A 21,773-nucleotide genomic window follows, 5' to 3' on the forward strand; every position below is an offset into this window, starting at 1 on the left:
AGCATCGCAGGGAAGTCGGTGCAAAGCACCGACCGCTTCACTTAAGCGCTGCGGCCTGAGCGCACACGCCTTGGCGCCGCGAGGTGCAAGAAAGAACAAGACCGTTGTTCCCCAGCATCGCATCGACCAAGACCCCGACAGGCCAGGCATTCACATAGCCTTGAACTGCCCTGCGTACAGCCGGCTCACAGGCCACGACTCCGTGCGCCCGCGCAGCCGCAGGCTGAGCTTGCCGGCTTCGTCGCGGCTGACGCTGTGGATGGCGGTGGCGCGCACCACGGTGCCGCGGTGGATCTGCCAGAACAGACTGGCGTCGAGCTGCGGCGTCAGGTCCTTGAGCGGAGTGCGGATCAGCAGCTCTTCGCTGGCGGTGAGCACGCGCACGTACTTGTCGGCGGCCTCGAACACCAGCACCTCGTCGATCGGCACCAACCGGATCTGCTGGCCGACGCTGGCCTGGATCACGCGCAGCGGCTCGCTGGGCGAGGCCGCCACCGCAGGCGCGAGCAGGGCGCGCAGCTGGGTCAGCGTGTGTTCGAGCGGCGCGGTCACCTCGGCGGGGCTGCGCTGCGCCAGCACCTGCTGCACGCGCTGTACCGTGCGCGCCAGGCGCTCGGGCTGTACCGGCTTGAGCAGGTAGTCCACCGCCTGCGCTTCGAAGGCTTGCACGGCGTACTGGTCGTACGCGGTGACGAAGACGATGGCCGGGAAAGGCGCCGCGCCCGGGCCACCTTCCGGCCATTCTTCGGCCAGCTGCACGGCGGCTTCCAGGCCGCTCAGGCCGGGCATGCGGATGTCGAGGAACAGCACCTGCGGTTGCATCACGAGGGCCTGTTCCACAGCCGCGGCGCCGTGGCCCACGGTGGCCAGCACGCGCAGCGCGGGCCAGGCGCGCGCGAGTTCGGCCTGCAGCGCGGCGGCCAGCAGCGGTTCGTCTTCGGCGATGAGGGCGGTGGCGTTCATGGCTGGGGGGTGTTCAACAAAGGCAAGTGGATGCACACCGTGGCGCCGTGGCCAGGCTGCGTGCTCAGGTCCACGCGTCCGCCACCGGGCAGGCTGGCCACGCGCTCGCGCACCTGCGACAGACCAAAGCCGCTGCCGCTGTGTGGTGCACCAGCGGTGTCCATGCCGACGCCGGTGTCAACCACCTCCAGCAGCAGCTGCCCGGTGCCGTCGGTGCTGGCGCGGATGTCGATGCGGCCACCGTCGAGCTTGGGCTCCAGCCCGTGGCGGATGGCGTTTTCCACCAGCGGCTGCAGCAGCAGCGGCGGCACCGGATGGCGCTGCAACGCCTCGGGCAGGTCCAGCGTGAACGACAGGCGCGGCCCCATGCGCAGGGCCATGAGTTCGAGGTAGTCGCGCAGGCGGGCGAACTCGTCGGCCAGGGTGTGGCTGCCGGTCGATCCGTCGGTGCGCGAGGCACGCAGCGTGGCGCGCAGGTAGTCGTTAAGCCGGTCGAGCATGGCCATGGCGCGCGGCGGGTCGGTGGCGATCAGCGCGCGCAGGTTGGCCAGGGTGTTGAACAGCATGTGGGGTTCGAGCTGGGTTTCCAGCAACTTGAGCCGCGCTTCGGTGGCCTGGCGCTGCAGGTCCTGGTTGCGCGCGCGCTGGTAAAAGCTGAACAGGAAGCCCAGGCTGATGCCCAGGGTGGAGAGCCAGAAACCGAAGAATCGCAGGGGCGACGACGCCAGCAGCGCCCAGGTGGAGTGGCCGGTGTAGGCGTCCCCGACGAAGGTGCCGAGTGTGTAGCCAACCACGACGCCCGCCAGCAGGTAGGCCATCATGCGCAGCGACAGCCCCCAGTAGTGCGGCCCCTGCGTGCCGAGCAGGCGGTGCAGCGCGATGCGGCCGGGGTCGGTGAGGAACCAGATGGCGGTGCTGATGGCGTAGCTGTAGACCAGGGACGCGTCGAGGCTGTGGTTCTTGTGGCCCGAGCCCCACTGGAACAGCGCGATCAGCAGCGCCACGGCCCAGACGATGCCCATGCGCTGAGCCACGCCGCGGCGGCTGTCGGAGGGCAGCCAGCGCAGCAGGGCGGGGTCGGGGCGCAGGGTCATGGGCAGCAGCAGCCGATGGTGGGACGCGGACGATTCTGGCACGCTGACCTCAGCCCGCGAAAGCACCCAGCCGGGCCGCGACGGGTGCTGGCGCGCTGCGCCGGATGTGCCACTCGGCCCAGAGCAGGTTGGGTACCCAGCACAGCCAGGCGATGGCGGCGTAGGCCGGTGCCAGCGGCAGGCCGCTGACGAAGGACAGCGGCAGGTAGAGCCGCAGCGTCACGGCCGCGCAGGCAAGCGCAAAGTTGCGCAACATCCAGCGCCGGTGTTCGTCAACCCGGCCCTGGCGGATGGCGCGGTAGGCGCGCCATCCGCTGAACAGCCAGAGCAGGGCGAGCACGCCAAAACCCAGGTTGGCCAATGGGCCGCCGAAGGTGTTGGGCGCCAGCAGCAGGCCGGAGACGCCACCGGCCAGCACGCCGCCGCCAAGGTAGACGCGGCCGAGCCAGCGGTGCAGGCGCGGGTGCCGCGCGCGCAGCGCGGGCAGGAACTGCCAGGGCCCGATCAGCAGCGCCAGGGCGGCGGCCATCACGTGCACGTAGAACACGGTGGGGTGATGGCGCGCGAAGCTGGCCTGGAACTCGGGCGCGGTGGCCGGCACCTCGGGCAGCAGGCCGTAGAGCACCCAGGCGTAGGCGCCCACGCCGAGACAGAACAGGGTGAGGGTCCACCAGGCGATGGAAGGGTTGGGGCGGTTTGTCATGGCTGTTTTCCGTTGGAGGCGGCGTACAGGCGCTGGCGTTCCTGCTCCACCAGCCGCTGGCGCAGGTCCGATCCGGCGCCGAAGCCAAACACGCCCAGGCCGTGCATCAGCAGGCCGAAACCCCAGCCCAGGGCCGGCGCCACCGGCCACAGGTGGCCCTGCCACCAGCCCAGCACGGTCAGGCCGCTGATGACACAGACGTAGATGAAGGCGTGGGTGTACCAGCCCAGGCGGGCCTTGACGCGCCGTAACGCGAGGCGCTCCTGGTCGGGCGATAGCGAGAAAGGGGTGCTGGCGTTCATGGGTGGCTCCTGGGTTGGTCGGTCGTTGCGAGGACCGTGGCGTGACTGTGCCGCGCGACCCGTTCGGGTGCGAGCCGGTTGCGACGGAACGACGGAGCGCGGGTGTGAAATGCCGCCCGCGGGCGTGAAGGGTGGGCGTGGCGCGCTGGCCCGGTGCTTCAGACCCGCTGATCGGGGGCGGGCCGTGGTGTTCCTACAATGGGCCGACCCACCCCCATTGCCAAGGAACACCGAATGCCCGACACCGCCCGACGACAGCTGCTTTGGTCCGGGATGCTGGTGGCTGGCGCGCTGTCCACCGGGGTTCTGACCGGCTGCGCGGCACTGCAACCCGGCCCGCGCACCGTCAGGGTTTCCGAGAAGAAGCTGATGGAGGCGATCGCGCGCCAGTTTCCGCGCAGCAACCGTTACCTGGAGCTGTTCGACGTCACGCTGGACACGCCCAGGCTGCGGCTGATGCCGGCTGAGAACCGCATCGGCACCCAGCTGGATTTCACCGTGGGCATGCCGCTGGTCGAGACGCGCACGCAGCGCGGCACGCTCAGCCTGAGCTACGGCCTGCGCCTGGAACCGGTCGACAACACGGTGCGGCTCACCGATGTGCGGCTGGAAAACATGGATCTGCCCGACGCGTCGCCGTCGAATGCGGCGCGTTTCAAGCGCCTGGGCGGTGCGCTGGTTCAGGGCTTGCTGCCGGATCTGGTGGTTCACCGCCTCAAGCCCGAAGACCTGGAGGCGGTCGGGCGCCGGGGCTACCAGCCCGGCGCGCTGCGGGTGGTGCCGGGTGGGCTGGAACTGCAGCTCGACCCGTTGCCGCGTTGAGGCGCGCTGCAGATCAGCAGCCGGGGCAGGTAGGATAGGCGCTTGCAGACAGGCCAGTGGTTGGCCTGTTCTTTTTTTTGCGAAGCGCGCTGCGCGCCGGACACTGTATGGATGTTGTGTTGTTGATCAAGGCCGCCATCATGGGCGTGGTGGAGGGCCTGACCGAGTTCCTGCCGATTTCTTCCACGGGTCACCTGATCCTGACGGCCGCGCTGCTGGACATGCCGGGCGAAAAGATCAAGCTGTTTGAGGTGGTGATCCAGACCGGCGCGATCATGGCCATCGTTTCGCTCTACGCGGGCAAGCTCTGGGAGACCTTGCTGGGCCTGCCGCGTGAGCGCTCGGCGCAGCGCTTCACGCTGAATGTGCTGATCGGGTTTCTGCCCGCAGCGGTGGCGGGAGTGCTGTTCATCGACGTGATCAAGGGCGTGCTGTTCAACCCGGTGGTGGTGGCGTTGGGCTTCATCGTGGGTGGGCTGGTGATCCTGTGGGCCGAGCGCCTGCAGACCAAAGGGGCCCGGGTGCACGTGGAGGATGTCGATGGCGTGCGCTGGACCGACGCGCTCAAGGTGGGCCTGGTGCAGTGCACGGCGCTGGTGCCGGGCGTGAGCCGTTCGGGTGCCACCATCATTGGCGCGATGCTGCTGGGCTTCAACCGCAAGGCCGCGACCGAGTTCAGTTTTTTCCTGGCCATCCCCATGTTGTTTGGCGCGGCGGTTTACGACATCTACAAGAACCGCGATCTGCTGAGCATGGCCGACCTGCCGCTGTTCACCGTCGGCCTGCTGGTGTCGTGGCTGTCGGCCTGGGTGTGCGTGAAGTGGCTGCTGCGTTTCGTTGGCAACCACACCTTCGTGCCGTTCGCCTGGTACCGCATCGCTTTTGGCGGCCTGATCCTGCTGACCGCGAGCCTGGGGTGGGTCGACTGGAAGGCTTGAACCGGTTCAGGGCAGCGATTCGGGAGACGCTTCGCCAGGCAGTGTGAAACAGAACGTGGCCCCCTGGCCGGGTGCGGCCTCGGCGTGGAGCATGCCGCCATGGCGCTGCACGATGCGCTGCACCGTGGCCAGTCCGATGCCCAGTCCCTCGAATTCGTGCGGCTGGTGCAGGCGCTGGAAAGGCTGAAAGAGCTTTTCAGCACGGGCCATGTCGAAGCCTGCACCGTTGTCGCTCACGCAGAAATGGGTCTGACCATCCACCTCCCGGGTGAACACCCGGATGTGTGCCTGCGGCGTGGCTGCGGTGTATTTCCAGGCGTTGTGCAGCAGGTTCTGCAGCAGGGCGTCGACCAGCGAGGGGTCGGCCCAGGCGTGCAGGTCGGACTCGATGGACCAGGTGACGGATCGTTGAGGAGATTCCGCGGCCAGTTCTTCCAGCAGCCGCGTGGCGATGGCGCCGAGGTTGACCGGCTGGCGTTGCACCTCACCCCGGCCGATCTGCGAGAGCTGCAGCAGGCCATCGATGAGCAGGCCCATCTTTTTGCTGGCGGCCATGATGCGTTGCAGGTGGCTGAGGCTGGCGGTATCCAGCGCCGGGTTGTCCTCCTGCAGGGCCTGGGCGAAGCCGTTGATGATGCGCAGCGGTGAGCGCAGGTCGTGCGCCACCGCGTAGGAATAACTCTCCAGCTCGTCGTAGGCGTCCCGCAAGGCCTGGGTGCGGTGCTGGATGCGGTTCTCCAGCGAGGCGTTGAGGCGCTGGATTTCCAGCTCGGCCTGTTTGCGCTCGGTCACGTCCAGTGTCACGCCCAGCGCGCGCACGGCCCGGCCCTGCGCGTCGCGCTCGAAATCGGCCTGGACCGAGTACCAGCGCTCGTGATCGCCAATGCGCAACCGGTATTCGATGTCATAAACCGCCTTGCCCTGCACCGCCAGGGCCCACTGCCGCAGCACCACCGGGCGGTCGTCCGGATGGGTGATCGCGAGCAGTTCCTCGTCGCTGAATTCGGTGCTGGGCAGGCCCAGGATGTCCTTGGAGCCGGCGAGGGTGGTGAAGCGCCTCGTGGCCACGTCGGCCTGCCAGGTGGCCAGACCGGCGAGCTGCTGGGCCTGGCGCAGCAGCTGTTCGCTGGTGCGCCAGGCCTCTTCGGTGGCCTTGCGGTCGCTCACGTCCTGCACCACCGCGATCAGGTAGTCGGGTGCCCCCTCGGCCGTGCGCACCAGGGACAGCGTCAGGTGCACCCAGACGGTGTGGCCCCGTTTGTGGATATAGCGCTTCTCGATGCTGTAGTGGTCGGTTTCGCCTGCCAGGGTGCGCGCCAGCAGGGTGAGGTCCAGTTCCAGATCGTCGGGGTGGGTGAAATCCCGAAAACTCATGGTTTCCATTTCCTGCCGGGTGTAGCCGACCAGATCGCAGTAGGTCTGGTTGACACGGATCCAGCGCCCGTCCAGCTGGCTGTGGGCCATGCCGGTGGCGCTGTGCTCGAAGGTGTCTGCCAGTTGCCGGGTGCTGCGCTGCACCGCTTCACCGGCTGCGCGCCACAGGCGGTTTTGCCGCTGCATGAGCGCGATGGCGCCCACCACCACCAGCGCGGTGATGAAGTGCCACAGGTTGAGCCAGAAGGCTTCGCCCGGGTCGTCAAACGCCAGCGACCCATAGGGTTTGACCAGGAAAAAGTTGACCATCACCATGCCCAGCACGGTGCTGAGCATGCCGGCGCGAAACCCGCCGTACAGTGCCGAGAGGGCCGCCGCCAGGGACAGGGTGATGAAGCGCCCGCCCGATTCGGCCGGCGCCAGGGCCATGCGCAACAGGGCGGCCGCCAGCGTGATGGCCACGGCGACCGCATAGCGGCTCCAGAGACTGTGGCGGTCGGGCTGCCAACCCGCGATCTGCCGCCAGAGGCGATGGAGGGGGTTCGACGGTTCGTCGGTGTAGGGCATGGGGTCTTGGGCGGGAGCCGGTGTGGGAACGGGCGACGTCTGTCAGCTGTTATACCGGAGGAAGTCCCTGGCCGGTCGGCCGAACGAGCGCCGGATTTCACCCGGGTTTCCGCCCCTTGGCACCCGGGGTGGGTGCCCGTGGCCGCTCAGCGCGCCAGGCTCTGGAGCGCGCGTTCGATGGCTGCGGCCGTCTCCTGGGGCCTTTCCATCGGAAACAGGTGGCTGCCTTCCACCATGAGCAGGCGCCCGGGGTGGTTCTTGCCCACCAGCCGGTGGGTCATGGCCATGCCGACCTGTTTCATCTCTTGCGATTCGGTGCCGCCGATGAAGGCCACCGGCGCCTGCAGCGGGTGGCGGCGCAGCAGGCGGTCGAGGTTGTGGGGCAGGGTGTTGTAGATGGCGGTTTCGACATCGCGCTCGAAGCTGAGCACGCGGCGCGTGCCCTGTGCGATGGTTTCGTCGTGCGTGCCGTGGGCGATGTAGTCGCGCAACACCTGCGGTTCCCAGCGGGCGAAGGCCTTCTTGTGGGCAAAGTGGTCGAACGCGGCCTGGGCGTCGGGCCAGGCGTTGCGGCGCTTGCGGCTGATCTTGCCGGGCGAGATCGAGCCCACCAGCTGTGTGCGCTTGGCCAGTTCCAGCGCCCGGGCGCGCCAGCCGCCCAGCACGGGCGAGTCCAGCAGCAGCACCCCCTTGATGCCGTGGCCGCCGAGTGCCGGGTGGCGCGCGGCGCACATCAGGCTCAGGAAACCGCCCAGCGAATGACCGACCAGCCAGGCCGGCTGGCCGTGGCGCTCAATCTCCGGCGCCGCGAAATCGGCCAGCTGCTGCACCAGATGTGGCCAGTTGCTGGTGACCGGGTAGGCCGGGTCGTGACCGAACTTTTCGGGCGCCCGCACGGAAAATCCGCGCGCCCGCAGCGACTTGAACAGCACGCCGTAGGTGCTGGCGGGGAAGCTGTTGGCGTGGGAGAAGATGATCAGGGACATGGCCTGATCAGATCAGTTTTTCTCTTGAGTTCGAGATCTTCTTCAGTGGCTGGTTGCGCGGGCTTTCACACAGCAGGGGCACTTCGGTGTGGGCACCGTCCCAGGTCGGGTGTTCGATGCTGTCGAACACCTCACGCAGTTTCTGGCCCCAGGTGTTGTGCACCATGCGGAAGTAGGGATTGTTTTCGTCGATGCAGGTGATCTTGTCGCTCTGCAGCTGGTCGACCTCGTACACCGCGAGGTCCAGCGGCAGACCCACCGAGAGGTTGGACTTGAGCGTGCTGTCCATGGACACCAGCACGCACTTGGCGGCCTCGTCCAGCGGGGTCTCGGGCGTGATCACGCGGTCGAGCACCGGTTTGCCGTATTTGGATTCCCCGACCTGGAAGAACGGGGTTTCGGCCGTGGCCTCGATGAAATTGCCCGCCGAATAGACCTGGAACAGGCGCATACCCTCGCCCAGGATCTGGCCGCCGAAGATCATGGAGACGTTGAACTCCACACCGGCGCGTTTGAGCGATTCGCCGTCGCGTTCGTACACGTGGCGCACCGCCGAGCCGAGCACGCGCGCGGCGTCAAACATGCTCCTGGCGTTCCAGATGGTGATGGGCTCACCGCCGGCGATGTCCTCCACCTGCTCGACCTGCAGGATCTCGCGGATCGACTGCGAGATGCTCAGGTTGCCGGCCGAGAGCAGGCACATGAAGCGCTCGCCCGGCTTCTCGTAGACGATCATCTTGCGGAAGGTGCTGATCTGGTCCAGGCCCGCATTGGTGCGCGAGTCGGACAGGAAGACCAGTCCGGCGTTGAGTTTGACGGCGACGCAGTAGGTCATGGTTGCAGGCTGAGTTTCTTGAGTTGGTAGAGCTGGTCCAGCGCTTCGCGCGGGCTCAGTGCGTCGGGGTCGATGCCCCGCAGGGCAGCCAGCAAGGGGTGGGTTTCAGGTTCGGCGCTCGGCGGCGGTGGTGCAAACAGGTCCACCTGGCTGCGGCTCTGTTCGCTCTGGCTTTCCAGTGCGGCCAGGGCGTGGCGCGCGTGCTGCACCACCGCCGCCGGCACGCCAGCGAGCCTTGCAACTTGTATGCCGTAGCTGCGGCTGGCCGGGCCGGGTTCGATCTGGTGCAGGAAGACGATGCCCGATTTTCCGCCACCTTCGACCGCGCTCACGTGCACGTTCACTGCGGCGTGGTGGGCGGCGGGGAACTCGGTGAGTTCGAAGTAGTGGGTGGCGAACAGGGTGAAGGCTTTGGCTTTGTCGTGCAGGTGGGCGGCGATGCCGCCGGCCAGTGCGAGGCCGTCGAAGGTGGAGGTGCCGCGACCGATCTCGTCCATCAGCACCAGACTTTGTGGCGTGGCGGCGTTCAGTATCTGCGCGGCCTCGGTCATCTCGACCATGAAGGTGGATTGCGCGTTGGCCAGGTCGTCGGCGGCGCCGATGCGGGTGTGGATGGCGTCGATGGGGCCGAGGCGGCAGGCCGCCGCCGGCACGTAGCTGCCCATGCTGGCCAGCAGCACGATCACCGCCACCTGGCGCATGTAGGTGCTCTTGCCACCCATGTTGGGGCCGGTGATGACCTGCATGCGCTGTTTCGGACCCATCACCGTGTCGTTGGCGATGAAGCTGCCGCCGGTGGTTTCGTTCAGCCGCGCTTCCACCACCGGGTGGCGGCCAGCGCGGATCTCGACGCAGGGTTCGGCGACGAACAACGGCGCGCTCCAGTTGAGCGTGAGCGAGCGTTCGGCCAGGGCGCAGAGCGCGTCCAGCGCGGCCAGAGCGCGGGCCAGGCGGGTGAGCGGGTCGATGTAAGCCTGCAGTTCGTCCAGCAAGTGTTCGAAGAGCCACTTCTCGCGCGCCAGCGCGCGTTCCTGTGCACTGAGCGCCTTGTCTTCAAAAGCCTTGAGCTCGGGCGTGATGAAGCGCTCGGCGTTTTTCAGCGTCTGTCGGCGGCGGTAGTCGTCGGGCACCTTGTCGATCTGGCCCTGCGTGACCTCGATGTAGAAGCCGTGCACCTTGTTGAACTGCACGCGCAGGTTGGCGATGCCGGTGCGGGCGCGCTCGCGGGTTTCGAGGTCGATCAGGAAACCGTCGCAGTTGGTCTGGATGCCGCGCAGTTCGTCCAGATCGGCGTCGAAGCCATGATTGATCACCCCGCCGTCGCGCACCAGTGCGGCCGGCTCGGGCAGCAGCGCGGCCAGCAGCAGGTCGGCGCAGCCGGCGGGTGGTGTGAGGTCGGCCGCGATCTGCATCAGCAGGGCCGGTCCGCCCGCGGGCAGGCCGTGTTGCAGGCCCTGGGCGAGTTGCTGCGCGCGGCCCAGCGTCTGGCCCAGACCGACCAGCTCGCGCGGGCGCACCTGGCGCAGCGCCGTGCGGGCGGTGATGCGCTCCACGTCGCTCGCGCCTTTGAGCGCGTTGCGCAGGGAGTTGGCAAGCCCATTGCGCAGCAGGCCGATGGCGTCGAGCCGGGCGCGCGCCTCCGAGCGATCGCGCTTGGGCTCCAGCAGCCAGCTGCGCAGTGCCCGGCTGCCCATGCCGGTCTGGCACACGTCGAGCAGGGAGAACAGCGTGGGGCTGGTCTCGCCGCGCAGGGTGTGGGTGAGTTCGAGGTTGCGCCGCGTGGTGATCGGCAGGTCGATCAGCTCGTCGCTGCGCGCCACGCGCAGGCTCTTCACATGGCTGAGCGCGCGGCCCTGCGTGTGTTCGGCGTAGTCGAGCAGGGCGGCGGCGGCGGCGTGGGCGTCGGTCAGGCCCTGTGCGTCCCAGGCGGCCAGGCTGGCGGCGCCGAGCTGTTCGAGCAGCTTGCGTTCGCCCAAGGCGCCGTCGAACGCCCAGGCAGGGCGCAGCACGGCCACGGTGCGCTGGCCATTCGCCAGCGGCTGGGCGGCGAGCGCCTGCACGTTCTTTTCAAAAGCGGGCGTGACTTCGGCGCTGTAGAGCAGTTCGCCCGGCGCGACGCGGGCGATCCAGTCGGCCAGTTCGTCGCTCGCGCATTGCGCCAGGAACACGATGCCCTGCGTGACCGACATCCAGGCCAGCCCGACGCCGGTGCGCGCGCCGGGGTGCACTGCCATGAGAAGCGCTTCGGTCTTGTCGGACAGCAATTCGCTGTCGGTCAGTGTGCCGGGCGTGACCACCCGCACCACCTTGCGCTCCACCGGGCCTTTGGCCGTGGCGACATCGCCCACCTGCTCGCAGATGGCGGCCGATTCACCGAGCTTGATGAGGCGTGCGAGGTAGTTGTCGATGGAATGGAAGGGCACGCCGGCCATCACCACCGGTTCCCCGGCCGACTGGCCGCGCTGCGTGAGCGTGATGTCGAGCAGGCGCGCGGCTTTTTCAGCATCGCCGAAGAACAGCTCGTAGAAGTCGCCCATGCGGTAAAAAACCAGCGTGTGCGGGTACCCGGCCTTGATGGCCAGGTACTGCTGCATCATGGGGGTGTGCCGGGAAAGATCCTGTCCTGCAGGGCTGTCCGTGTGATTGTCTGTGCGGCTCAACGCTGCGTTCCCAACATAGGTGATTTTTTCGTTTGCCCCCTGCTTGGGCCCGCGGGAGGCTTCCCGGTCAGCGGCCGCCCGCCATCCGACCCGGTCGGGTCGTCGGTCCTGCGCGCATGGACGGACCCTATAAGCCATGCTTCCCACGCACGCGAACAGCTGAAATTATGCCGTGCCCTTGTAACCCGGCACCGGGTGCGGCTGGACCGGCGGCATTTGGCTCGCGCGCATGCCGGAGCCGGCGCTCAAGCGCTTCGAACTCAACCCGGAGCGGTGAATCCAGTTCTGACCGACCGAACTCTGGGCCACAAAGCCTGCGCAGGCGAGCTCCAAAACAAGGCATTTTCGCGTCGCAGCGCGATTTGAGATCCGTCGGTGCGACCCAGGATGTACCAGAAACCCTTGTCAACCCTCAAATGTGTGTGCTCAAAAACTGTAACAATTCCGCCCACATCTGAACTTATTCACTTAACCATAGAAGAAAACACTCAATACAAATTGGTGCAAATCAAAGCGGCAATAACAGGCAAAAACTATGCACCGTCATTCATCGCTCAACCGTCTTTACCGTTTGGTCTGAAACCATACCCTGATGCTCTGGACGACGGTGGCTGGGACGGCCAAGGGGCGCGGCAAGACCGGCACCGGGCGACGGCGCATGGCGGCTTTGCTGGCCTTGAACAGCGGCTTCAAGCTCGGCCCGCCCGTGTTGACTTCAGGTCTGCCCGTCCTTCTGTCAATGGCGGTGCGCCGGGCGGACGCAGGGCCCAGGAAATAGGCGCCTTTCCCGCCCCAGCTCCACCGACCCGGGCGCTGGAATTGAGACAGAATGCGAGGAAGTTGGCGCAGCACACCGTGTGCGAAACGCCCAAATCCTCCATGCCTGAAAACGAGCCCCCTCTGACGGCTGGCGGCCGCCCGGTCGGCGAAACGCCAGCCGTGTCTTCCATGGCCGCATGGGTCAGCGATCCGTCGCTTTTTGAGGCGATGTTCCTGTCCATGCCCGTGGCGGCCAGCCTGAGTCGCATGGCCGACGGTTGCCTCCTGGCCGTGAACGATGCCTGGGTTGCATTGTGTGGCGTGCCTCGCGAGGAGGCGCTGGGCCGCACGACGATCGAGTTGGGTCACTGGTTTGACGCATCAGACCGTGCCCGCTATGTGGCTTCGTTGTCGCAGACGGACAAGGTGGTCGATCTGCGCTTGAGCCACCACAAAACCCACTGCGTTTGTTTGCGAACCCGGCGGCTCGACATGGGCGACGAGCCACTTTTGCTGGTGTACCTGACCGAAGTCAACCAGGAACAACAGGCCGAACGGGCCTTGCAGAGCGCCAATCGGGAGCTGCAACAGCAGGTCGAACTGCACGGAGCGATCGAAAAACTGGCCCGCGTGGGCCACTGGACGAATGCCTGCAGCGACCAGGATGTGATCTGGTCCCCCGGTCTTTACGAGCTGACGGGGATCGAGCCCGCACCGGTGTTGTCCCGCGCGCAAGGGCGGGGTGGCATCCACCCCGATGATCTGCCGGCCTGGATGAAGGCCCGTGAGGCGCTCGACGGACGGGTGGTCGAGTTCCGCTGGACGCGGCCTGATGGCCAGCAGCGCTGGCTGCGCACGCGCATGGGTCAGACCGCTGTGGCGGGCAATCCGCAGACCGATTTCGGCGTGGTCCAGGACATCACCGCCGAGCGCGAGGCCGCCCAGGCGCTGGCTGGCCAGCTGCGGTTCATCCAGAACATCGCGGCCCGGGTGCCGGGTCTGGTGTACCAGATACGCCGGTACCCCGACGGCAGCAGCACGATCCCGTATGTGAACGACGCGGTGCACGAGATGGTGGAACTGGACCCCAGCGACCTCGCGCGCGACGCCAGGCTCTTTTATGAACGGGTGCACCCGGACGATCTTCCACAGATGGTTTCTTCTCTGGCGGCATCCGCGCGCGATCTCACACTGTGGCGGCAGGTCTACCGCATCCAGTTGCCCCGTGCTGGGCTGCGCTGGTACAGCGCGGAGGCGGTGCCCCAGCGCGAAGCCGACGGATCGGTGCTCTGGCACGGCTTCACCTTCGACGTCACCGAGTCCCGGTTGGCGGCCCAGGCGCTGGAACGCCAGCACCGCATGCTCGAAGCCGTGCAGCAGGCACAGGCCGCCTTCATCGAAGCCGATGACAAGCGGCAGGCGTTCGAAAGCCTGCTGGCTGCGCTGCTGGGCGTGACGGGCAGTGGCTACGGTTTTGTGGGCGAAGTGCTGTACGACATGCGCGAGCAGCCCTACCTCAAGACCCACGCCATCACCGACATCGCCTGGGACGAAGCTTCGCGGCGCCTGTACGACGCGCAGGTCGATGCGGGCATGGAGTTCCGCAACCTCAAGACCCTGTTCGGCCACGCCATGCTCACCGGCGAGACGGTGATCGCCAACGATCCAGCCCACGATCCCCGATCGGGTGGACTGGCTTCGGGCCACCCGGACATGACGAGTTTCCTGGGCATTCCGCTCGCCGTGGGCGACCGTCTGGTCGCGATGGTCGGCCTGGCGAACCAGCCCGGTGGTTACAGCCCCGCCGATGTGGCGTTTCTGCAGCCGCTGCTGGGCGCCGTGCGCCAGCTGGTGCTGGCCTGGCGCGGGCATGCCGAACGCAGGCGGGCTCGCCTGCAGTTCCAGGCCACGAGTGCCCTGCTGGTGGAAAAAAGCGCAGCGCTGCAAGTGACGTTCGACAGCATGAGCCAAGGGTTGACCATGGTGGATGCAGAAGGTCGGGTGCGTTTTTACAACCAGCGCATGCTGGAGCTGCTGGGCTTGCCCGAAGCGCTGCTGCAGACACAGCCTCATCAGGATGAGGTGCTTGCATTCCAGGCGGCGCAGGGCGATTTTGGTGAAGACGGGCGCCTGCTGGACGCCTCGCTGCGCGCCCTGGTGGACCGCAACGCCAGCCTGCCACTGCCCGACAACTACCTGCGGCACACGCGCGACGGTCGTGTGCTGGATGTCTACACACGAAAGTTGCCCGACGGTGGCTATGTGCGCACCTACACCGATGTCACGTCCTATGTGCGTGCGGAAGAAGAGCTGCGTGAGGAACGGCAGCGGCTGCAGTGGGTGCTGGAGGCCACGCGTCCGGGCATCTGGGAAACCAATATCGAGACCTGGGCCATGACGATCAACGACCGTTGGGCCGAGATGCTGGGCTACACGGTCGCGGAACTGCAACCCACCACGTTCGATACCTGGCGCACGCTGGTTCACCCGAGGGACCTGGAGCGGGCGCAGCGGGTGTTGCAGCGGCACTGGTCGGGCGAGCTGCCCTACTACGAGTGCGACGTCCGTATGCGCCACAAGGCGGGTCACTGGGTCTGGATCAACGACCGCGGCCGGGTTCACCGGCGCGATGACAGCGGCAAGGCGCTGTACATGTCGGGCACCCACCTCGACATCTCCGACCGGGTGGCCGCTCAGGAAGAAGTGCGCGCGCTCAACGCCACCCTGGAGCGGCGCGTGGCCGAGCGCACCGCCGAACTGGAGCGTTCCATGAAGGACATGGAGGCGATCTCCTATTCCATCGCGCACGACCTGCGCGCGCCGCTGCGCTCGGTCAACGGCTTTGCGTCCTTGATTGCCGAAGAAGAGGGCGATGGCTTGAGTCCGGTGGCCAAAGACATGTTCGGGCGCATCGTCCGCTCGTCGCGCAGCATGGGCCAGATGATTTCAGACATGCTGGAGCTGCTGCGCGTGGTGCGGGTGGATCTGGACGCGGTGCCGGTGGACATGAATGCGCTGGCGCATTCGGTGGTCGATACCCTGGCGCCCGATGTGCCGCAGGCGCTCATCGATCTGCAGCCTTTGCCCGCGGTCATGGGCGACGCCACCTTGCTGCGGCAGGTGCTCGTCAATCTGATGGACAACGCGCTGAAGTACTCACGTCATCAGTCGCAACCCGAGCTGGTGCTGGGTTTTGACGCGGAGCGGCAGGCTTTTTACCTGCGTGACAACGGCATGGGTTTCGACATGGCGCACGCGGGCAAGCTGTTCGGCCTGTTCCAGCGCCTGCATGCGGGCTCCGAGGTGCCGGGCACCGGTGTCGGCCTGGCCATCGTGGCGCGCATCATCGAGCGCCACGGCGGACGCATCTGGGCCAACGCAACGGCCGGGGCAGGCGCCACGTTCTGGTGGACGTTGCACCTGCGCTGAGGCCCTTGAGGCCGCGCGGCTTCAGAAGGGAGCGGCTTGTTCGGTGGGCGGAGCATCGTCCCCAGACGGCCCGTTGTGGCCGCTGGCATCAGCTTCTTCGGTCGAAGCCGCGAGCGGGCCTCTGGCCTGACGCACAGCCGCCTTGTCGCCCGCGCTGGCGAACTTGCTGTACTTGCCGATGGTGCTGACGAGCTGGCCGTAGATCTTGGGGTTGGCGGCCAGGCATTCCTTCTGTTCCAGGAAGTTGGCTTCGCCGGTGAAGTTGCCCACCAGGCCACCGGCTTCGGTCACCAGCAGCGCGCCGGCGGCCACGTCCCAGGGCGAGAGGCCCATCTCGAAGAAACCATCGGTGAAACCGGCGGCGACATAGGCCAGGTCGAGCGCGGCCGAACCGGGGCGGCGCACGCCAGCGCACTTGGGCATCACGTCGCCCAGCATCTGCATGTAGGTCTGGAAGGCATCGCCCGGGCGGAACGGAAAGCCGGTGGAGAACAGGCACTCGCGCATGGCGATGCGCTTGGCCACGCGGATGCGGCGGTCGTTCATGTAGGCGCCGCGCCCGCGCGTGGCGCAGAAGAGGTCGTTGCGGCTCGGGTCGTAAATGACGGCCTGTTCCAGCTTGTTGCCCACCATGAGCGCGATGCTCACGCAGTAGACCGGGAAGCCGTGGATGAAGTTGGTGGTGCCGTCCAGCGGGTCGATGATCCAGACATGGTCTGCACCACCGTGTTTGCCTTCGCGCTTGCCCGACTCTTCGGCCCAGATCGCGTGATCGGGGTAGGCGGTGAGCAGGGTGTCGATGATCGCGGCTTCGGCCGCGTGGTCGACTTCGGTCACAAAGTCGTTGGTCTGCTTGGCAGAGACCCGGACCGACTCCACGTCCAGCGCGGCGCGGTTGATGATGGTACCGGCGGTACGTGCGGCCTTGATGGCCACGTTGAGCATGGGGTGGAGTGTGGACGACATAAGTTGTGAACCTTTGCGCCGCAGCGGGCTGCGAGCGTGACAGTGGAAGAGCGGGAAGGCTGGACCCCAGGCGATGCGGGGCGGCGACAATCGGAGATTTTACCGTTTCAACACACCAAACACCTCACCGGAGCAAGTGCCCCACCCAGCACGCACCGCAGAACTGGCTTTGCCAGGCTGCTGGTGTGGCCCTCTGGGGGGTGATCCGAAGCGGCGCGGGGGGATTCCAAATGAAGACGAGATTCATCCTGATCCAGACCAGCCACGCCGGCAACGTGGGCGGCACTGCGCGCGCCATGAAAGTGATGGGTTTTGACGACCTGGTGCTGGTGGCGCCGCGCTGGGCCAACGTCTTGCGGCGCGAAGAGACCATCCAGCGCGCCAGCGGCGCCAACGACGTGCTGGCCAAGGCGCGCATCGTGGACACACTGGACGAAGCGCTGGACGGCATCGAACACCTGTGCGCCACGGCCATGACGCCGCGCGACTTCGGCCCGCCCACGCGCCACCCGCGCGAACACTTTGCCGCGCTGCTGGGCACACCCGAAGCCCCTGTGTCCACCCGCCCCGGCGGCGTGGCCTTCCTCTTCGGCTCCGAGCGCTTCGGCATGCGCAACGAGGACGTCTACCGCTGCCACACCTGTCTGAGCATTCCCACCGATCCGCAGTTTGGCTCGCTCAACCTGGCCGCCGCGGTGCAGTTGATCGCCTACGACTGGCGCCAGGCGCTGGGTGGTTATGCTCTGCCGCCCGCCAGCGCACCCGAACGCCCGCTGGCCGACGCCAAGGCCCTGGCCGGCATGCTGCAGCACCTGGAGCAGGCGCTGGTGGCGGTGGACTTCCTGGACCCCGAGGCGCCGAAAAAGCTCATGCCGCGCCTGAACCAGCTTTTCAACCGCGCTGCACCGACCGAAGAAGAAATCCACATCCTGCGTGGTGTGGCCAAGGCCATGCTGCAGACCGCCGCGCAGGCAAAGCGCTAGACTGGCCGACCCGATACAGAAAACCAACGGCCCGTTCCATGTTTGCCCGACTCCGCTCCGACATCCAGTGCATCCTCGAGCGCGACCCCGCGGCGCGCAGCACCTGGGAAGTCATCACCTGCTACCCCGGCCTGCACGCCGTCTGGCTGCACCGCCCGGCGCACTGGTGCTGGACGCATGGGTTCAAGTGGCTGGGGCGTTTCACCTCGCACATCGCGCGCTGGCTGACCGGCATCGAGATCCACCCGGGCGCGAAGATCGGCGACCGGGTGTTCTTCGACCACGCCATGGGCACGGTGGTCGGCGAGACCGCCGAGATCGGCGACGGCTGCACGATCTACCAGGGCGTGACGCTCGGCGGCACCTCGCTCTACAAAGGTGCCAAGCGACACCCGACGCTGGGCAAGGACGTGGTGGTGAGCGCGGGCGCCAAGGTGCTGGGCGGTTTCGAAGTGGGCGACGGCGCCAAGATCGGCAGCAACGCGGTCGTGATCAAGCCGGTGCCTGCGGGCGCCACGGCGGTCGGCATTCCGGCGCGCATCATCCCGAGCAAAACCGGCGAGAGCGCCGACGTGACCGAAGCGCACCCGAAGTTTCAGGCCTATGGCATCACGCAGGAAGACGACCCGCTGTCGCAGGCGATGCGTGGCTTGATCGACAAGACCGGTAGCCAGGAACACCAGATTGCGCTGCTGTGGGCGGCCATCGAGCAACTGGCTTGCGAGCATCGCGGTGACGACTGCGTACCGCCCGACGCGGCGAAGGAAGAGCATTTCGAAGCCGAAAAGCTCAACCAGTTGGTCGGGAAGTAAGCTTCCTCTCGCTTTTGCCTGGTTGGCTTGTGACCCGGAGCGCCGGGCGGCCGACTCCGCTCATGTCCCCCGGACCGGGCTGCGCCCGGTCCTCCTCCTTGACTTCGCTGCGTCAGCCACCCGGTGCGCCGGGTCACGGGTTGCGCTTGGGCGCGCGAAAGTTCCTTCGGCTGGTGCGAGGGTGGGTCAGTGGTGATGCCCGTGGGCACCATGAGCATGGCCGTGGGCGACCTCCTCGGCTGAAGCCGGCTGCACATCCACCACCTTGACCGCGAAGCGCAGCGTCTGCCCGGCCAGCGGGTGGTTGCCGTCCAGGTGCACGGTGTCGCCCTTGATCTTCATGACCGTGAACACCTGCTGGTTGCCCTGATCATCATGCCCCTGCAGCTGCCCGCCGACCTTCACGCCGGGCGGGAATTCGCTCTTGGGAATCGTGGTGGCCAGGCTTTCATCACGCACACCAAAGGCGTCCTCTGGCGGGAGCACCAGTTGCGCCGAGAAACCGATGTCCTGGCCTTCCAGCGCCTTCTCGATGCCGGGCAGCGTGTTGTTGTAGCCGCCGTGCAGATAGGCGCGCGGCTCCTTGCCGTCTTCCAGCAACTTGCCTTGTGCATCGGTGGCGCGGAAGGTGATGGTGACGACGGTGTCTTTGGTGATTTTCATGAATGGCTCCGGGGGAAGGTATTTGTCGTGGGCACCCGTGGAACCGGCTTAGCCGGGCCACCAGGTGCGTCCCCCCACCGGGGGGGAAGACGCGAAGCGGCGCAGGGGGTTACCGTTTTGGTCGCCAGGCCTTGATGACCTCGTCGTTCGTTTCGAGGTAAGGCCCTTCGATCAGGTCGATGCAGTAGGGCACGGCGGTGAAGATGCCGTTGACCTTGGGCGTGCCGTCGGCGTTCTTCAGGCCTTCGAGTGTTTCAGCAATTGCCTTGGGCTGCCCCGGCAGGTTGATGATCAGGCTCTGGTCGCGGATCACGGCCACCTGGCGCGACAGGATGGCGGTGGGCACGAAGGCCAGGCTGATCTGGCGCATCTGCTCGCCAAAGCCGGGCATCTCTTTGTGCGCCACAGCCAGCGTGGCTTCGGGCGTCACGTCGCGTTTCGCAGGGCCGGTGCCGCCGGTGGTGAGCACGAGCGCGCAGCCGGCGTCCACCAGCTCGATCAGCGTCGCGCTGATGGTGGCCTGTTCGTCGGGGATCAAGCGCGGTTCGAACGTGATCGGGTTTTTCAAGGCACGCGTGAGCCAGTCCTGCAGCGCCGGCAAGCCCTTGTCTTCGTAGACGCCGCTGCTGGCGCGGTCGCTGATGGAAACGATGCCGATGCGCACCGGCTCGGGGGTGAGGTGGTCGGTCATGGATCAGTCTTCCTGGGTGTCGTCGGCGCCGTCCGCCGATTCGTCGGCGGGGGTGAGGGCGGTGCGCACGATCTGGAAAATCTCTCGGTAAGCCTTGCCGTGGCGCAGGGCTTCGCCCGGCCGCTCGGTCACGGCCTGTGCGTCTTTGCGCGCCTGGCGGATCAGGGCGCGCAGGTGCTGCACGTCGGCCGCCGGGTCTTGCTCCAGCCAGCGCGTGAGCGCATCGTCGTCGGCGATCAACTTGTCGCGCCACTGTTCGGCCTGGTGCAGCGCGAGCGTGGCCTGGGCCGAAGGCTTGCGCTGTTCTTCCATGGCGGTTTCGATGGCGGCCACGGTGGCTTCGTCGAGCTTGCGCATGAGCTTGCCGATGAACTGCATCTGGCGGCGCCGGCCTTCGAAGTTGGTGATGCGTTTGGCATCGGCCACGGCATCCACCAGCTTCTCGGGCAGACCGTTGTTTTCGATCAGGCGCGTCATCAGGCCGGCGTTGAGCGTGAGCAGGTTTTCGCCGAGCAACTGGAGGCGGTCGCTCTCTTTTTTCAGGTCGGTCTTGCTCATGTCGACCGAACCCTTGAGCTCGCGTTTGAGCTCCAGGTCGAGTTCGCTGCCTTCGGCAACGAACTGGCCACGGACGAAATAGCCTTTGGTGGGTTTGCGGGACATCGGGTTTCTTCAAATGGGCTTGTGCAGGGCCTGCAGCAGCCAGAGGGGGCGGCAAGTATCATAGCCGTCGACATGAAAAAAGCCCCCAACACCCCGTCCCAAGCCCTTTCTTCTTCCGCCGCCAGTGCCAGCCAGCCGCTCGCGGGCTTCCAGTACGCCCGGAGCCAGTTCGAGGAACTGGTCGACATGGCGCTTGGGCACGCCAAAAAGCTGGGTGCCTCTGACGCGGGCGCCGAGGTGTCCGAAGGGGCGGGCTTGAGCGTGAGCGTGCGCAAGGGCGAGCTGGAAAACGTGGAGCGCAACCGCGACAAGTCGCTTGGCGTGACCGTCTACCTGGGGCAGAAGCGCGGCAACGCGTCCACCTCCGATTTTTCACCCGCGGCGATCCGCCAGACGGTGCAGGCGGCCTACGACATCGCCCGCTTCACCGCCGAAGACCCGGTGGCCGGCCTGCCCGATCCGGCCGACGTGGCCGACAGCTACCCCGACCTGGACCTGTTCCACCCCTGGGCGATCAATTCCGAGGAAGCGCTGCGCATCGCGCTCGAATGCGAGGCCGCGGCCTTCGCCACCAGCAAGAAGATCAGCAACAGTGAAGGCGCGGGCGTGTCGGCCCAGCAGTCGCACTTTTTCACCGCCCACATGCGCGGCGGCGAACGCGGCAAGCTCGGCATTTTCAGCGGGGGTTACGCCAGCTCGCGCCACAGCCTGTCGGTGGCACCCATCGCGGGCAAGGGCGCCAACATGCAGCGCGACCATTGGTACAGCTCGATGCGCGCACCCGAAGACCTCGCCAGCCCGCAGGCGGTGGGCCGCTACGCCGCCGAGCGCACGCTGGCGCGGCTGAACGGCCGCAAGATCGCCACCACCGAATGCCCGGTGCTGTTCGAGTCACCGCTGGCCGCCGGCCTGCTGGGTGGCTATGTGCAGGCCACCAGCGGCGGCGCGCTCTACCGCAAGACCACCTTCCTGGCCGACAGCCTGGGCAAGCGCGTGATGGCCAAACACCTCGACATCGTCGAAGACCCGCACGTCATCAACGGCAAGGGCAGCGCCCCGTTTGACGACGAAGGTGTGCGCACGCAGAAACGCAAGGTGCTCAGCGCCGGCAAGGTGCAGGGCTACTTTCTCTCCACCTACTCGGCGCGCAAGCTCGGCATGCGCACCACCGGCAACGCCGGCGGCTCGCACAACCTCGTGCTCACCAGCCGCCTGACCCAGCCCGGCGACGACCTCAAGGCCATGATCAAGAAGCTGGGCCGCGGCCTGTTTGTCACCGAGCTGATGGGGCAGGGCGTGAACTACGTGACCGGGGACTATTCGCGTGGCGCCTCCGGCTACTGGGTGGAAAACGGCGAAATCGCCTACCCGGTGCACGAGATCACCATCGCCGGCAACCTGAAGGACATGTTCCAGGGGATCGAGGCCGTGGGCGCCGACGCCTACAACTACGGTGCCAAGACCGTGGGCTCGATCCTTGTGAACCGCATGAAGGTGGCGGGGAGCTAGCTAGGCCCACCCCCGCCGCGCTGCGCGTGACCCCCTCAAAGGGGGCAGCGCGAT

The 21,773-nt window shown here is 66.8% G+C and carries 18 protein-coding genes; 6 read left to right on the forward strand and 12 right to left on the reverse strand.

Annotated elements, in window-relative coordinates; all coding sequences use genetic code 11:
- Window positions 1–150: 150 nt before the first annotated feature.
- From AC0GNO_RS04950 to AC0GNO_RS04965, 4 genes are read right to left on the reverse strand one after another with little or no spacing between them, the layout of a single operon-like run.
- A complete protein-coding gene (locus tag AC0GNO_RS04950; RefSeq protein ID WP_472903161.1) occupies window positions 151–963 on the reverse strand; it encodes a LytR/AlgR family response regulator transcription factor in 813 nt (270 codons plus the stop codon).
- Window positions 960–2,057 (reverse strand): sensor histidine kinase, encoded by a 1,098-nt coding sequence (locus tag AC0GNO_RS04955; protein ID WP_472903162.1) that lies wholly within the window; start codon window positions 2,055–2,057, stop codon window positions 960–962. Before AC0GNO_RS04955 ends, AC0GNO_RS04950 begins: the two co-directional genes overlap by 4 nt.
- A gap of 49 nt (window positions 2,058–2,106) precedes the next feature.
- On the reverse strand, window positions 2,107–2,760 hold the full coding sequence (locus tag AC0GNO_RS04960; RefSeq protein WP_472903163.1) for a DUF2306 domain-containing protein: 654 nt from the start codon (window positions 2,758–2,760) through the stop codon (window positions 2,107–2,109).
- Window positions 2,757–3,062, reverse strand: a complete 306-nt coding sequence (locus AC0GNO_RS04965; RefSeq protein WP_472903164.1) for a 2TM domain-containing protein — start codon at window positions 3,060–3,062, stop codon at window positions 2,757–2,759. The genes AC0GNO_RS04960 and AC0GNO_RS04965 overlap by 4 nt, the downstream gene beginning before the upstream one ends.
- Window positions 3,063–3,296: 234 nt before the next feature.
- On the opposite strand from AC0GNO_RS04965, the gene AC0GNO_RS04970 reads away from it, so the two are divergent.
- Window positions 3,297–3,884 (forward strand): hypothetical protein, encoded by a 588-nt coding sequence (locus tag AC0GNO_RS04970; RefSeq protein WP_472903165.1) that lies wholly within the window; start codon window positions 3,297–3,299, stop codon window positions 3,882–3,884.
- Between the two features lie 107 nt (window positions 3,885–3,991).
- Window positions 3,992–4,822, forward strand: coding sequence for an undecaprenyl-diphosphate phosphatase (locus tag AC0GNO_RS04975; protein ID WP_472889969.1), 831 nt, complete (start codon window positions 3,992–3,994; stop codon window positions 4,820–4,822).
- A 6-nt stretch (window positions 4,823–4,828) separates the two neighbouring features.
- On the opposite strand, the gene AC0GNO_RS04980 is transcribed toward AC0GNO_RS04975, so the two are convergent.
- From AC0GNO_RS04980 to mutS, 4 genes are all read right to left on the reverse strand, one after another.
- Entirely contained in the window at window positions 4,829–6,763 is a 1,935-nt protein-coding gene (locus tag AC0GNO_RS04980) for a PAS domain S-box protein (protein WP_472903166.1), read from the reverse strand.
- A 146-nt stretch (window positions 6,764–6,909) separates the two neighbouring features.
- Entirely contained in the window at window positions 6,910–7,749 is an 840-nt protein-coding gene (locus AC0GNO_RS04985) for an alpha/beta fold hydrolase (RefSeq protein ID WP_472889967.1), read from the reverse strand.
- 7 nt (window positions 7,750–7,756) lie between these two features.
- On the reverse strand, window positions 7,757–8,584 hold the full coding sequence (locus AC0GNO_RS04990; protein ID WP_472903167.1) for a proteasome-type protease: 828 nt from the start codon (window positions 8,582–8,584) through the stop codon (window positions 7,757–7,759).
- Window positions 8,581–11,181, reverse strand: a complete 2,601-nt coding sequence (gene mutS, locus AC0GNO_RS04995; protein WP_472903168.1) for a DNA mismatch repair protein MutS — start codon at window positions 11,179–11,181, stop codon at window positions 8,581–8,583. Before mutS ends, AC0GNO_RS04990 begins: the two co-directional genes overlap by 4 nt.
- 1,011 nt (window positions 11,182–12,192) lie before the next feature.
- Between mutS and AC0GNO_RS05000 the strand changes: the two genes are divergently transcribed.
- A complete protein-coding gene (locus AC0GNO_RS05000; protein ID WP_472903169.1) occupies window positions 12,193–15,432 on the forward strand; it encodes a PAS domain-containing protein in 3,240 nt (1,079 codons plus the stop codon).
- Between the two features lie 21 nt (window positions 15,433–15,453).
- On the opposite strand, the gene AC0GNO_RS05005 is transcribed toward AC0GNO_RS05000, so the two are convergent.
- Complete coding sequence (locus AC0GNO_RS05005; RefSeq protein ID WP_472903170.1) at window positions 15,454–16,398, reverse strand: inositol monophosphatase family protein; 945 nt, start codon at window positions 16,396–16,398, stop codon at window positions 15,454–15,456.
- Between the two features lie 230 nt (window positions 16,399–16,628).
- On the opposite strand from AC0GNO_RS05005, the gene AC0GNO_RS05010 reads away from it, so the two are divergent.
- Window positions 16,629–17,381: an RNA methyltransferase gene (locus AC0GNO_RS05010; RefSeq protein ID WP_290969734.1), complete on the forward strand. Its 753-nt coding sequence runs from the start codon at window positions 16,629–16,631 to the stop codon at window positions 17,379–17,381.
- A 38-nt stretch (window positions 17,382–17,419) separates the two neighbouring features.
- Window positions 17,420–18,193 carry a serine O-acetyltransferase gene (gene cysE / locus AC0GNO_RS05015; protein ID WP_472903171.1) on the forward strand — a complete coding sequence of 258 codons (774 nt, stop codon included), beginning with the start codon at window positions 17,420–17,422 and terminating at the stop codon, window positions 18,191–18,193.
- 186 nt (window positions 18,194–18,379) lie between these two features.
- On the opposite strand, the gene AC0GNO_RS05020 is transcribed toward cysE, so the two are convergent.
- The 3 genes from AC0GNO_RS05020 to yjgA all read right to left on the reverse strand — a co-directional run bounded on the left by AC0GNO_RS05020 (window position 18,380) and on the right by yjgA (window position 20,210).
- Window positions 18,380–18,856 carry an FKBP-type peptidyl-prolyl cis-trans isomerase gene (locus tag AC0GNO_RS05020; protein ID WP_472889961.1) on the reverse strand — a complete coding sequence of 159 codons (477 nt, stop codon included), beginning with the start codon at window positions 18,854–18,856 and terminating at the stop codon, window positions 18,380–18,382.
- A 109-nt stretch (window positions 18,857–18,965) separates the two neighbouring features.
- Complete coding sequence (mog, locus tag AC0GNO_RS05025) at window positions 18,966–19,547, reverse strand: molybdopterin adenylyltransferase (RefSeq protein ID WP_472903172.1); 582 nt, start codon at window positions 19,545–19,547, stop codon at window positions 18,966–18,968.
- A 3-nt stretch (window positions 19,548–19,550) separates the two neighbouring features.
- On the reverse strand, window positions 19,551–20,210 hold the full coding sequence (gene yjgA, locus AC0GNO_RS05030; RefSeq protein WP_472903173.1) for a ribosome biogenesis factor YjgA: 660 nt from the start codon (window positions 20,208–20,210) through the stop codon (window positions 19,551–19,553).
- A 72-nt stretch (window positions 20,211–20,282) separates the two neighbouring features.
- Between yjgA and pmbA the strand changes: the two genes are divergently transcribed.
- Complete coding sequence (pmbA, locus tag AC0GNO_RS05035; protein WP_472903174.1) at window positions 20,283–21,719, forward strand: metalloprotease PmbA; 1,437 nt, start codon at window positions 20,283–20,285, stop codon at window positions 21,717–21,719.
- Window positions 21,720–21,773 lie beyond the last annotated feature (54 nt).

The organism is Hydrogenophaga sp. L310 (genome assembly GCF_055703065.1).